The 12780-nt window shown below is 69.7% G+C and carries 11 protein-coding genes; 3 read left to right on the top strand and 8 right to left on the bottom strand.

The genetic code is table 11. The annotated features are described in order from the left end of the window. Nucleotides 1-6 precede the first annotated feature (6 nt). Nucleotides 7-1371, top strand: coding sequence for a glutamate--cysteine ligase (locus tag ACTVZP_RS13590; RefSeq protein WP_443212687.1), 1365 nt, complete (start codon nucleotides 7-9; stop codon nucleotides 1369-1371). A 147-nt stretch (nucleotides 1372-1518) separates the two neighbouring features. On the opposite strand, the gene plsY is transcribed toward ACTVZP_RS13590, so the two are convergent. The 3 genes from plsY to ACTVZP_RS13575 all read right to left on the bottom strand — a co-directional run bounded on the left by plsY (nucleotide 1519) and on the right by ACTVZP_RS13575 (nucleotide 4578). Then, nucleotides 1519-2124: a glycerol-3-phosphate 1-O-acyltransferase PlsY gene (plsY, locus tag ACTVZP_RS13585; RefSeq protein ID WP_443212808.1), complete on the bottom strand. Its 606-nt coding sequence runs from the start codon at nucleotides 2122-2124 to the stop codon at nucleotides 1519-1521. A gap of 217 nt (nucleotides 2125-2341) precedes the next feature. Then, a complete protein-coding gene (gene pyrC, locus ACTVZP_RS13580; protein ID WP_443212686.1) occupies nucleotides 2342-3619 on the bottom strand; it encodes a dihydroorotase in 1278 nt (425 codons plus the stop codon). Next, nucleotides 3616-4578, bottom strand: coding sequence for an aspartate carbamoyltransferase catalytic subunit (locus tag ACTVZP_RS13575; protein ID WP_443212685.1), 963 nt, complete (start codon nucleotides 4576-4578; stop codon nucleotides 3616-3618). The genes pyrC and ACTVZP_RS13575 overlap by 4 nt, the downstream gene beginning before the upstream one ends. A 116-nt stretch (nucleotides 4579-4694) precedes the next feature. Here ACTVZP_RS13575 and ACTVZP_RS13570 point away from each other — a divergent pair, with 116 nt between their 5' ends. Next, the gene (locus tag ACTVZP_RS13570; protein ID WP_443212684.1) at nucleotides 4695-5477 is read left to right on the top strand and encodes a uracil-DNA glycosylase; all 783 of its coding nucleotides are present in this window, start codon (nucleotides 4695-4697) and stop codon (nucleotides 5475-5477) included. Nucleotides 5478-5733: 256 nt separating this feature from the next. Here ACTVZP_RS13570 and ACTVZP_RS13565 read toward each other — a convergent pair whose 3' ends face one another. Beyond that, nucleotides 5734-6531, bottom strand: coding sequence for a protein-disulfide reductase DsbD domain-containing protein (locus ACTVZP_RS13565; RefSeq protein ID WP_443212683.1), 798 nt, complete (start codon nucleotides 6529-6531; stop codon nucleotides 5734-5736). A gap of 138 nt (nucleotides 6532-6669) precedes the next feature. On the opposite strand from ACTVZP_RS13565, the gene ACTVZP_RS13560 reads away from it, so the two are divergent. Next, entirely contained in the window at nucleotides 6670-7224 is a 555-nt protein-coding gene (locus ACTVZP_RS13560; RefSeq protein ID WP_443212682.1) for a YqgE/AlgH family protein, read from the top strand. 125 nt (nucleotides 7225-7349) lie between these two features. Here the strand turns inward: ACTVZP_RS13560 and ACTVZP_RS13555 are convergent, their stop codons facing one another. The 4 genes from ACTVZP_RS13555 to ACTVZP_RS13540 all read right to left on the bottom strand — a co-directional run bounded on the left by ACTVZP_RS13555 (nucleotide 7350) and on the right by ACTVZP_RS13540 (nucleotide 12776). Next, on the bottom strand, nucleotides 7350-9683 hold the full coding sequence (locus ACTVZP_RS13555; protein ID WP_443212681.1) for an aldehyde dehydrogenase family protein: 2334 nt from the start codon (nucleotides 9681-9683) through the stop codon (nucleotides 7350-7352). Between the two features lie 4 nt (nucleotides 9684-9687). Next, nucleotides 9688-10680 carry a deoxyribose-phosphate aldolase gene (deoC, locus tag ACTVZP_RS13550; protein WP_443212680.1) on the bottom strand — a complete coding sequence of 331 codons (993 nt, stop codon included), beginning with the start codon at nucleotides 10678-10680 and terminating at the stop codon, nucleotides 9688-9690. A 270-nt stretch (nucleotides 10681-10950) separates the two neighbouring features. Beyond that, complete coding sequence (nhaD, locus tag ACTVZP_RS13545; RefSeq protein WP_443212679.1) at nucleotides 10951-12249, bottom strand: sodium:proton antiporter NhaD; 1299 nt, start codon at nucleotides 12247-12249, stop codon at nucleotides 10951-10953. Between the two features lie 140 nt (nucleotides 12250-12389). Next, on the bottom strand, nucleotides 12390-12776 hold the full coding sequence (locus ACTVZP_RS13540; protein ID WP_443212678.1) for a Na+/H+ antiporter subunit G: 387 nt from the start codon (nucleotides 12774-12776) through the stop codon (nucleotides 12390-12392). Nucleotides 12777-12780 lie beyond the last annotated feature (4 nt).

Genomic DNA, 12780 nt, shown 5'->3' with positions numbered 1-12780 from the left:
GCGTGCATGTCCATTCCCCAGTCCGGCGGCGGGCCGATCGAAAGCTTCGACCAGCTGGCAGCCTATATGGAGGCGGGATGCAAGCCCGCCCGGGACTGGCGCATCGGGACCGAGCACGAGAAATTCGGCTATCTCACATCCAGCCTCGGACCGCTGCCCTACGACGGGCCTGCCTCGATCCGGGCGGTTCTCGAAGGCCTCCGCGACCGTTTCGGCTGGACGCCGGTGATGGAGAAGGAGGCGATCATCGGCCTCTCGCGGGACGGCGCCAACATCTCCCTCGAGCCGGGTGGGCAGCTCGAACTGTCGGGCGCGCCACTCGAGACGGTGCATCAGACGAAGGCCGAGCTCGAGGATCACCTGCGCGAGGTGGAGGAGGTGGCCGGGCCGATGGGGGTGCGTTTCCTCGGCGTGGGAGCGGCGCCGATCTGGACCCACGAGGACATGCCGGTGATGCCGAAGGGCCGCTACCGGCTGATGACCGACTACATGCGCCGGGTCGGCACCCATGGCACGCAGATGATGTACCGCACCTGCACCGTGCAGGTGAATCTCGACTTCGCCTCCGAAGCGGACATGGTGAAGAAGTTGCGCGTGGCGCTGGCGCTGCAGCCGGTGGCGACGGCGCTCTTCGCCTCGTCGCCCTTCTTCGATGGCCGGGTGAACGGACACAAGAGCTGGCGGTCGCGCATCTGGCGCAGCCTCGACGCCGCGCGGACGGGCATGCTTCCCTTCGTCTTCGAGGAGGGGATGGGCTTCCAGCGCTATGTGGACTGGGTGCTCGATGTTCCGATGTATTTCGTCTATCGCGACGGGGTCTACATCGATGCGCTCGGGCAGTCCTTCCGTGATTTCCTGAAGGGCGAACTGCCGGCTCTGCCGGGCGAGAAACCAACGCTCTCGGACTGGGCCGACCACATGACGACCGTCTTCCCCGAGGCGCGCGTCAAGCGATACATCGAGATGCGCGGCGCGGATGCGGGCCCGCTGCCGCATCTCGTGGCGCTGCCGGCGTTCTGGGTCGGGCTGATGTACGACAGCTCGGCGCTCGATGCCGCCTGGGATCTGGCCAAAGACTGGAGCGCGGAAACGCGGGAAGGGCTACGCGTGGCAGCCTCGGTCGATGGGCTTCAGGCCGAGGTCGGGGGCGTGCGCCTTCTCGACGTCGCGCGCGAGGCGCTCCGTCTCTCGCAGGGCGGGCTCCGCGCAAGGGCCATGTCCGGCGAGGGCGCCGAGGACGAGGCAGCCCATCTCGACGTGCTGGCGGAGAGCGTGGAGGCGGGCCGGGTGGTCGCGGACGACCTGCTCCTGCGCTATCACGGCGAGTGGGAGGGCGACCTGCGGCGGATCTACCCCGAGATGAGCTACTGAGGAATGACCTCTGGTCGCCGATGAGGGATCGGCACCGGGCGGGCCGGCTCGGGGGGCATCGAGCCCCCGCTCGCCGGCGCTGCCGCGGAACCGGGCCGTCGTGGCGCCCAAGGTCGCGTGCGGATGCGCGACGGAGTCGGGCGCCGCCTACTTCCGGCCTATCCTCGGCTCGGCCCCGGCAAGGATCCGGCGGATGTTCGCCTCATGCCGGATGAAGATCAGCGCCGCGAGCACCAGTCCGAGCGCTGCCATCTGGCCGTAGCCGAGGAGCAGCATCCAGACCACGCCGCTCGCTGCCGAGACCAGCGCGGAGAGCGATGAGATCCGGCTGACGAGGGCTGTCGCGAGCCATGTGAGGCAGCAGGCGATGCCCACGGGCCAGGCGAGCGCCAAGAGCGTGCCGAGGAAGGTCGCAACACCCTTGCCGCCGCGGAAGCCGAGCCAGACCGGGAAGAGGTGCCCCAGAAACGAGGTGAAGGCCGCGAGTTGTGCCGCATCCTCGCCGACGGCCGCGCGGGCGATCAGCACGGCGATGGCGCCCTTCCCCGAATCGAGGAGCAGCGTCGCGAGCGCCGCGGGCTTGTTGCCGGTGCGGAGCACGTTGGTGGCGCCGATGTTGCCCGAGCCGATCTTGCGCAGGTCGCCCAGCCCCAGCGCGCGGGTGATGACGATGCCGAACGGGATAGAGCCAAGAAGGTAGCCCAGCACCCCCGTCAGGATCAGCGCCCAAAGGCCGCTCTCGATGGCCGGCATGTCATTCACTCCCGCTCTGCTGGTCCCGGGCGCCGGGACGGATGTGGTCCATTGTGGTCCGGCCGAGGCCCCGGCGCGAAGAGGGCGTGCCGCCGCAGGCTTGGTCACGAAGCGGGCCGGCCGCAGGCCTGTGTTCCGAAGATGGCCTGCTGCTGCAGGCCGGGCCTCGAGGATCGCCTGCCGTTCGCGAAGCGCGAATGACAGGCCCGTCCCTACCTCATTCGCCTGCGGCGTAGACCCGGCGGCCGCCGACGTAGGTCGCGAGCACCCGCCCCTCCATCCGCTGCCCGTCGAAGGGCGTGTTCTTCGACTTCGAGCGCAGGGTGAAGCGGTCGAGCACGAAGGGCGCGTCGGGGTCGAAGAGCACGAGGTCGGCGGGCGCGCCCTCGGAGAGCCGCCCCTGCGGCAGGCCGAGGCGCTTGGCGGGGTTGAGTGCCATGGCCCGGAAAAGCTGCGGCAGGGTCAGGAGGCCCGCATGGTGCAGCCGGAGGGCTGCGGGCAGGAAGGTCTCGAGCGCGACGGCGCCCCAGGCGGCCTCCTCGAAGGGCAGGCGCTTCGACTCCTCGTCCTGCGGCGTGTGCATCGAGGAGATGATGTCGATCAGCCCCGACCCCACCGCTTCGACCATCGCCAGCCGGTCTTCTTCCGAGCGCAGCGGCGGCTTCAGCTTGAAGAAGGTGCGGTAATCGCCGACGTCGAATTCGTTCAGCGTCAGGTGGTGGATGCCCACCCCCGCCGTCACGTCGAGCCCGTTGGCCTTGGCCCGTTCCAGCGCGGGCAGGGTGCGGGCGGTCGTGACCTGGTCGGCGTGGTAGCGCACGCCCGACATCTCGACCAGCGCCATGTCTCGGTCGAAGCCCATGCGCTCGGCCATCGGATGAACGGCCGGGATGCCGCGCAGGCTCGCGAACTTGCCGTTGGTGGCCGAGGCGCCCGCCGAAAGGCCCGGATCCTGCGGATGGCCGATCACGAGGGCGCCGAGGCTGCGGGCATAGGTCATGCAGCGGGCGGCGACCTTGGTGGTCTCGATCACATGATCGCAGTCGGAGAAGGCCACGGCGCCGGTGTCGAGCAGGAAGCCGAGCTCCACCATCTCGCGCCCCTCGCGGCCCTTGGTCAGCGCCGCCATGTGGCGGATGCGGACGGGGCTCGCCTCGGCGGCGCGGCGGGTGACGAATTCCAGCACCTCGGGCGTGTCGATGGCGGGCATCGTGTCGGGGCGCGCGATGATCGTGGTGACACCGCCCGCGGCCGCGGCGAGGCCCGCCGAGCGGAAGCTCTCGCGGTGGCGTTCGCCGGGCTCGCCCACCTTCACGCCGAGATCGACGATGCCGGGGGCGAGGCACTTGCCGCCGCAGTCGATCACCTCGGCGCCGGGCGGCGGCTCGAGCGCGCCCACGGCGGCGATGAGGCCGCCCTCGATCAGCAGGTCGCCCTCGGTCTCGGTGCCGGCCTCGGGGTCGATCAGGCGGGCGTTGGTGAGAAGGAGGCTCATGCCATCACTCCCACGGCCGCGCGGCCCCGTTCGGCGCGCAGGTTCCGCGCCAGAAGATCCATGCAGGCCATGCGCACCGCCACCCCCATCTCGACCTGATCCTGAATCACCGAGCGGTTGATGTCGTCGGCGAGCGTGCCGTCGATCTCGACGCCGCGGTTCATCGGGCCCGGATGCATGACGATCGCATCCTCCTTCGCGAAGGCGAGCTTCTCGGCATCGAGCCCGAACCGGTGGTAATATTCGCGCTCGGAGGGGATGAAGGCCCCGTCCATCCGCTCTTTCTGGAGGCGCAGCATCATCACCACGTCGGCCCCCTCGAGGCCCGCCTTCATGTCGTCGTAAAGCTCGCAGCCGAACTCGCCCACCCCCGGCGGCATCAGCGTGGGCGGCGCGATCAGGCGCACGCGGTTCTCCATCTTGCCGAGCAGGATCAGGTTCGAGCGCGCCACCCGGCTATGGGCGATGTCGCCACAGATGGCGACGGTCAGGCGCTGGATGCGGCCCTTGGCGCGGCGGATGGTGAGCGCGTCGAGAAGCGCCTGGGTCGGATGCTCGTGCCGTCCGTCGCCCGCATTGAGGACGGCGCAATTCACCTTGGAGGCCAAGAGGTTGACGGCGCCCGAAGCCGGGTGGCGCACCACCAGAAGGTCGGGGTGCATCGCATTCAGCGTCATGGCGGTGTCGAGGAGCGTCTCGCCCTTCTTCACCGAGCTCTGTGCCACCGCCATGTTCATCACATCCGCGCCGAGCCGCTTGCCCGCGAGCTCGAAGCTCGACTGGGTGCGGGTCGAATTCTCGAAGAACATGTTGATCTGGGTCATCCCCGCCAGCGCGTCCGACTGCTTCATCGTGCGGCGGTTGAGGTCCACATAGCTGTCGGCGAGGTCGAGGACGGAGCGGATCTCGTCGGGGGCCAGATGCTCGATGCCGAGCAGGTGGCGGGCGCGGAAGGTCATGGGCAACTCCCTCGAGGACCGGGCTGCGGCGCTTATAGGAAGGCGGGCCCCGCGGGGCAAGGCGGTTGCCGGGAGGCGGGCCGCGGCCTAGGGTCTGCGCGCGAGTCGGAGGGGCGATGGACGGGCTGGACTGGAACGCAGCGCTGGCGGCACTGGCCTGGCAGGTGGATCTCGGCGCGACCGAGGCGATCCTCGATGCGCCGGTGAACCGCTACGAGCTGGGCGACGTGCAGCCGGTGCCGAAGGCTGCCGCTGCCGCGATGGCGGCGACGGCCGCGCTCGATCCGGTTGCGGCGGCCGATCCGGTGGAGGAGGCGCGGCGCGCGGCCGCGGCCGCGCGGAGCCTCGAGGCGCTGCGGGGGGCGATGGCGGCCTACGACCATTGCGACCTGAAGCGGGGCGCGCGGAATACGGTCTTCTGCGACGGTAGCCCGGCCGCGCGGATCATGCTGATCGGCGAGGCGCCGGGGCGTGAGGAGGATGCGGCGGGCCGCCCCTTCGTCGGGCGGGCGGGGCAGCTTCTCGACCGGATGTTCGCGGCCATCGGCATCGCCCGCACCAGCCCCGACCCCGAGACCGCGCTCTATATCACCAATGTGATGCCCTGGCGGCCGCCGCAGAATCGTGACCCCTCCGCCGAGGAAGTGGCGATGATGAAGCCTTTCCTCGAGCGGCATGTGGAACTGGCCGCGCCCGATCTGATCGTGGTGATGGGGAACACGGCCTGTTCGGCAGTGCTGGGGCGGACCGGGATCACCCGGCTCCGTGGCCGCTGGGCCGAGGCCTGGGGGCGGCCGGTGCTGCCGATGTGCCACCCGGCTTACCTGTTGCGCAATCCCGAGGCCAAGCGCGAGGCCTGGGCGGATCTTCTGGAGGTGAAGGCCCGGCTGGGGCGCTGACCGGGGTTCGCGGACGGCGGCCGTGGGCGAGGCGTGGCCGGATCAGAGGATCGCGCTCAAGCCCGCGTGCGAACTCAGGCACCGGCGCGGCGGGGTCAGGTGCGGGCGAATGGCGCTCTGCGGATTGCCTGCTAGGGCGTCCGGGAGTTGGCGGCAGAAGCGAGGCTTCGGCCGGTGCGGCAGTGCCGGCGCCGGGGACGCCGCGTCGGGGGCATCGAGCCCCCGCCCCGGCGGCCGCAGTCGCGGCGGCCGCACCTCAGGGGGCCGGACAGCCGCGGATCTCGACCGCGCGGCGATCTCCCAGCACGGTGACCGTCAGCGCCGAACGATCGAGCGCGAAGGGCGCTCCGCCCGGTCCCACCATGTCCGAAACCGCAGTCAGGCGCGCGCCCTGCCGGGAGGTCACGGCCTCCGAGGTCCAGATCGCGGGCGTTCCGGGCTCCAGCACGACAACCTCGGAGCCGCCCGTCTCGGGCAGGTCCAGTTCCGCCGTGAGGCGCAGGCCATCGTCGATCGGCTCGACCCGGCATGCCACGCGACCGACGCCCGCCTCATGCCCCGTCTCCGGGCGCGAGCGCAGCGCCTCGACGATGGAGGCGTCGGGTCCGCCGCCGGGGGCAAGCTGCGCGTCGAGGTCGAATTCTGCCGGCACGCAGATGTCCCGACAGACGCCGAGGTCCACCCGCGCGCGAAGCCGGATCGGCCGGGAGGCGTCGCGGGCCACGATCTCGAAGGGCAGCACGACCTCGCCGCGGTAGCCGATCGTCTGCATCCCGTTCAGGGTGAAGACATGCGGCACGGGCCAGTGCATCCGGACCGACACCATGTTCTCCGACCCGCTCCAGTCGAACTCGGGCGGGATGCCGGCCTCGCCCGGGCTGCGCCAGTAGGTCTTCCACTCGGGTGCGAGTCGCAGGCGGACGGCCGCGATGTGTCGCCCGCCCTCGCGCCAGCCGGGCAGCAGTTCGGCCGTCAGTATCTGGTCGGGCGGGGTCGCGGAAGCCGGCAAGGCCGCCAGGGAGAGGCACGAGGCGATGAACATTCGGATCAGCATGGGTCGCACAATTCAGCAGCAATGCCCGGATGGAAAGTCACAATCCGGCGAAGGTCGCCATGATCGCGCGCCTGTGCTCACGCGCCCCCCTTGAGCCGGTGCCCCTGTCGCCCCATAGTCTGGGAAAGGGACACGCGCATGGATCTCTCTGGAAGCCTGCTCATCGCCATGCCCAGCATGGCCGACCCTCGGTTCGAGCGCAGCCTCGTTCTGATCTGCGCCCATTCATCGGATGGCGCGATGGGTCTCGTCGTCAACAAGCCCGTCAACGACCTCAGCTTTGCGGGGATGCTCGAGCAGCTGAACATTCCGCTGGCCCGGAACGGTCGCGACATCCGCGTGCATCTCGGCGGACCGATGGAACGCGGCCGGGGATTCGTGCTGCATACGCCCGACTACATGAGCGTGGGCGCGACGATGCTCGTCTCGGGCAAGTTCGGCATGACGGCGACGGTCGACATCCTCGAGGCGCTGGCGCGGGGTCAGGGACCGAGTTCGGCGATCATGGCGCTCGGCTATTCGGGCTGGGGTCCGGGCCAGCTCGAAGCCGAGGTGCAGCGCAACGACTGGCTCACGGCCGAGGCGCCGTCGGATCTGGTGTTCTCGGACGACGATCCGGGCAAGTGGACCAGCATGCTGCGCCACATGGGAATCGATCCGCTGACGCTTTCGCCGACCGCCGGTCACGCCTGAGGGCCCGTTGGGCTCGACGTCCCTTCACGGTTGGCGCGGGCTCCGCCGGCTGCACGGCGGCTTTTTCCTGCCTGGACCTTTATCCCTGCAGGTCGTGCGAGGCCTCGGCACTGGCGACCGGGCGCTCACTCCCCGGCCGGCAACCAGACCGTCTTGACCTCGACCGCCGCGGTCAGGAAGGCGCGGGTGTCGGCGGCTGCCCAGCTTTCGGTCAGGCCACGGCCGCTCCAGACCCGCTTGAGGTTCGCAGCCGACCCGCGCTCCACCTCGGCAAGCCGCCCGGCGCCGCCGGAAAAGCACCAGACAGCATCGAGGTCCATGTGGCCTGCCAGAGGTGCTGCGAGCTCGGCATGCGAACCGGTCACGATGTTGACCACGCCTGCCGGCAGGTCCGACGTCTCCAGCACCTGTGCGAAATCGGTGGCGGCGAGCGGGAAGGGTTCGGACGGGAGGGCGACGACGGTATTGCCCATCGCAATGGCGGAGCCTACCAGCGAGACGAAGCCCAGAAGCGGCGCCTCGTCGGGGCAGAGGATGCCGATCGTGCCCACCGGCTCGTTCAGCGCGACGACCAGCCCCTCGAGCGGCACGGGCTTCACGCGTCCTTCGATCTTGTCGGCCCGGGCGGCGCAGTCGAAGAGCCGGCGGATTGCGGCCTCGACCTCGGCCTCGCCCGCCTCGCCGGTCAGGTCGCGCAGGCGCCCCGCGAGTTCGGCGGCCCGGGCCGAGAGGTTCTCGGCGATGTAGTAGAGCACCTGCGCCCGATTGTGGGCCGAGGTCGCGGCCCAGCCCTTCGCGGCGCGGGCCGCCTCGACGGCGTTGCGGATGTCCTTGCGGTTGCCCTGCGGCGCGTGGCCGAGCAGCCGTCCCCTGGACGACCAGACCGCGCGCGAGCCGCCACCATCCGGGCGCTGCTGCTTGCCGCCGATGAAGAGCTTGGCGGTCCGGTCGATGCCCTCGATCCCGGGCCGCTTCGGCTCGGCCATCGCCGCCACGGTGCGAAGCTTCAAGGGCTTTGCGGCCGGCTTCAGCCACTCGGCGAACCCCTCGCGCCCGCCCTCGCGGCCGAAGCCGCTTTCCCGCAGGCCGCCGAAGCCCGCCGCAGCGTCGAAGAGATTGGTCGCGTTCACCCAGACGACGCCCGCCTTCAGCTTCGGAGCGATGCCGAGCGCGAGGTTCACGTTCTCGGTCCAGAGGGTCGCGGCCAGTCCGTAGCGGCTGTTGTTGGCAATCTCCACCGCCTCGGCCGGCGTGCGGAATGTCGTCGAGACGAGGACCGGCCCGAAGATCTCCTCGTGCATCAGCGGCGAGGAGGCGGAGAGACCGGTGATGAGCGTCGGCGCGCAGAAGCAGCCCTCGGGCGCGGCCCCGGCGACGAAGGTCTCGCCCTCCGCCGAGGCGACGAGGCCCCGGATGCGCTCGAGCTGGATGCGGTCCACGATGGCGCCCACGTCGGTGCACTTGTCCATCGGGTCGCCCACGCGGAGCCGCTCCATCCGCCGGCGGAGGCGGTCGTGGAACCGGTCGGCGATGCTCTCCTGCACCAGAAGGCGCGAGCCTGCGCAGCAGACCTGGCCCTGGTTGAAGAAGATCCCGTCCACCAGCCCCTCGACGGCGGAGTCGAGATCGGCGTCGTCGAAGACGAGGAAGGGCGACTTGCCGCCGAGTTCGAGCGTCAGGCCTTTGCCCGAGCCTGCCGTCGTTTCGCGGATGCGGCGCCCGACCTCGGTTGATCCGGTAAAGGCCACCTTTGCCACGCCCGGGTGGGCTGCCAGCGCGGCCCCCGTTGCCCCGTCGCCCGTGACCACGTTCAGGACGCCGGGCGGCAGTCCCGCCTCTCGCGAAAGCTCGGCGAAGAGGAGCGCGGTGAGGGGCGTCTGCTCGGCGGGCTTCAGGACCACCGCGCAGCCCGCGGCCAGCGCGGGCGCAACCTTCCAGGCGAGCATCAGGAGCGGGAAGTTCCACGGGATCACTGCCGCGCCCACGCCCACGGGCTCCATCCCCGGATTTTCGGCCTCGAGGATCTGCGCAAGGCCGGCGTGGTAATAGAAGTGCCGGGCAACGAGGGGCACATCCACATCGCTGCTCTCGCGGATCGGCTTGCCGTTGTCCAGCGTCTCGAGCACGGCCAGCAGGCGCGCGTGCTTCTGGACGAGACGCGCGAGGGCATAGAGAACGCGCGCCCGCTCATGCCCCGAACGCCGCGCCCAACCAGCCTGCGCGCGGGAAGCAGAGCGGACGGCTGCGTCCACGTCCGCCTCGGTTCCCTGCGTGACGCGGGCGAGAAGGGTGCCGGTTGCCGGATTTTCGGTGGCGAAGGTCTGGCCGGGTTTGGCGAAGGCGCCGTCGATCCAGGGGCCGAAGACCGCGCTGTGGCGCTCGATCCAGGCCAGCGCCTCGGCGGGGCTTTCGGGAGAGGGCCCGTAGCTCATGGCGTCGAAGATGTCGCGGACGGTCATGCTCTCACCCCATCGGATGGCGGTTGGCGGCGCTGTAGCGGCCGGTGACGTGATGTTCGAGTTGACGCTCGATGTCGCCCAGCAGCGACGAGGCTCCGAAGCGGAAGAGGTCGGGCTGCAGCCAGGGATGGCCCAGCTCCTCCTTCATCATCGCGAGGTAGGTGAGCGCGTCCTTCGCCTTCGAGATGCCGCCCGCGGGCTTGTAGCCAATGCGGAAGCCCGTCCGCTCCTCGTAGTCGCGGATGGCGCGGATCATGGTGAGCGAGACGGGCAGCGTCGCGTTCACGGCCTCCTTGCCGGTCGAGGTCTTGATGAAGTCGGCGCCGCCCATCATGCAGACAAAGCTGGCGCGGGCCACGTTCCTGAGCGTGCCGAGTTCGCCGGTGGCGAGGATGGCCTTCACGTGTGCGCCACCCGCGGCCTGACGCATCTCGCGCATCTCGTCGTAGAGAGCCTGCCAGTTGCCGGTCAGGACATGGCGTCGCGAGATCACGATGTCGATCTCCTGCGCACCGGCGGCGACGCTTTCGCCGATCTCGGCAATGCGGAGGCGGTAGGGCGAGAGGCCGGCGGGAAAGCCGGTCGAGACGGCGGCCACCGGGATGCCACTGCCGTCCAGCGCCCGGACGGCGGTCTCGACCATGTCGTGATAGACGCAGACGGCGCCGGTGGTCAGCCCCTCCATCCCGAGGGCTTCCAGCAGATCGGGCCGGACCGGCTGGCGGGCCTTGGCGCAGAGGCGACGAACCCGCTCGGGCGTGTCATCCCCTGCGAGCGTGGTGAGGTCGATCAGGCTCACGGCCTTGCAGAGCCAGGCGGCCTGATGGTCCTTCTTCAGGCTGCGCCGGGCGGGCAGGCTCGCCGCGCGGCGCCGGATCGCGGGGGTGTTGGCCTGGGCGGAGGCCACCCAGTCGAGATCGAGCTCCATGCCCGGATTGCGCGGGTGGGCCAGCTGTGGCAGTTGCGCCACCGCGCTGCGGGTGAGGTCTGTCTGCACGGGTGCCTCCTCCGGTTCGGCAGCGGCATGGCGTCCGGGGCCACCGCTCGGCTGCAGCGTGGCACGAGGCCGGACCGGACCGCAAGGGAGCCGGGCGCTGACGCGCCGTCAGGATCTCGGGGTCTCGGCGGAGGATCGCGGGCCGGAAGAAGGAAGACGGCTGCGCCGCCGGACAGCGGGGTCCGGCGGCGCAGCCGTCTTGCGCAGGAAAAGGTGCCGCGGAAGGGCGGGGACGAGGGATCCGCGTCCCGAAGGACGCGGAAGACGGTCTCAGAAGTGGTGCGCGTTGATGACCAGATGGGCCGCGATGGAGGCAAGGTAGCCGAGGGCGATGGCCCAGGTCCACTTGAGGTGCGCCATGAAGGTATAGGCGCCCTTCGCCTGACCCATCAGCGCCACGCCGGCGGCCGAGCCGATCGAGAGCATCGAGCCGCCCACGCCGCAGGTCAGCGTGATCAGTAGCCACTCACCGTGCGACATCGCCGGATCCATCGTCAGCACCGCGAACATGAGCGGGATATTGTCCACAATGGCCGAGAGTGCGCCGATGATGACGTTGGCCGATGTTGCGCCGAGGTCGGTGTAGAGAAGCTGCGAGGCGAGCGTCAGATAGCCCAGCACGCCAAGCCCGCCGACGGCGAAGATGATGCCGAAGAAGAACAGGAGCGTGTCCCACTCGACCCGCTGGATCTGGTGGAAGCTCTCGAGCACCATGTCGTCGTCGCGGCGCCGCGTCCCCTTCTGCTTGAGGATGTAGGACCAGATCTGCAGATAGCCGAGGCCCAGCATCATCCCCAGCGCGGGCGGCAGGTGGAGGAAGTTCTTGAAGCTCACCGCGGTCGCGATCGTCAGGCCGAAGAGGATGGCGACGCCGAGGGCCCCGGGCTTGGCACGGACCCGCTCGGACTGCGGCTCGGGCGAGCCCTTCGGGACGGCGAAGAACATGATCGCCGCGGGAACCAGCCAGTTCAGGAGCGAGGGGAAGAAGATCGCGAAGAACTCGAAGAACTCGAGCTTGCCCTTCTGCCAGACCATCAGGGTGGTGATGTCGCCGAAGGGCGTGAAGGCCCCGCCGGCGTTGGCCGCGACCACGATCGAGATGCAGCCGATGGTCACGAAGCGCGGCGAATGGGATCCCAGTGCCATGACGACCGTGCCCATCACCAGCGCCGTGGTGAGGTTGTCGAGGATGCCCGAGAGGACGAAGGCCAGCACGCCGGTCAGGCAGAAGAGGCTTCGGTAGCTCAGACCGAGGTTCACGAGCTTCGCCCGCAGGACCTCGAAGCCGCGCCGCTCCTCGAGCGTGTTGACGTAGGTGATCGCCACGAGGAGGAACAGGAAGAGCTCGCCGTATTCCTCGATGATATGGGCGGAAAGCTCGTAGGTCTCCTCGCCGTGGCCGGCCATCGCATAGGCGATGCCGATGAGCAGCCAGATGAGGCCCGCCGCCAGCATCACGGGCTTGGACTTCCGCATGTGGGTGGCTTCCTCGAAGACGACGAGGATGTAGGCAATCACGAAGATGACGAGGGACAGCACCCCCGCCCAGTGAGACGTCAGGTCGAGCATTGGAGGGAGCACCTTTCCGCGACACGCAAGCTTCGCTCCACAAGCACGCGGCCCGCCTCCGGTCAAGCGGAGTGAGAGACAGGCCTCCGCCTGTATGCGCCCGATGCATGCTTAAGTTGCACTCCGAGCGGGCGCGGCGCTCAATCTCCCGGCAGTTTGGGCTCCGGCCCCTTGAAGGTCGGGTCGAAGGTGGCCCAGTCGCGCCGGGTGCCGGTGTCGGGCAGCGCCTCGCGCGGGATCGACTGGTGCATGTGGATCTTGCCCAGGAAGAGCGCGGTGATCGGCGCCGTGACGAAGAGGAAGGCCGCGACCAGCAGTTCCTGCCAGGTCAGCATGTTCTGGTAGTGATAGAGGTCGATCACCGAGGCCACGAGCGCTGCGCCGACACCCACCGTCGTAGCCTTGGTCGGCGCGTGCAGGCGCTGCACCGCGTCGCGCAGGCGCACGAGGCCGAAGCTGCCGATCAGGCCGAAGGTGCCGCCGATGACGAGCAGCGCGGAAATCATGATCTCGAAGGCGGTTTCCATGGGG

The sequence above is a fragment of the Rhodobacter sp. NSM genome (assembly GCF_052244495.1).
Lineage (GTDB): Bacteria > Pseudomonadota > Alphaproteobacteria > Rhodobacterales > Rhodobacteraceae > Cereibacter_A.
The sequence above is the reverse complement of the archived record's forward strand: the minus strand, read 5'-3'. Positions and strand labels throughout refer to the sequence as shown.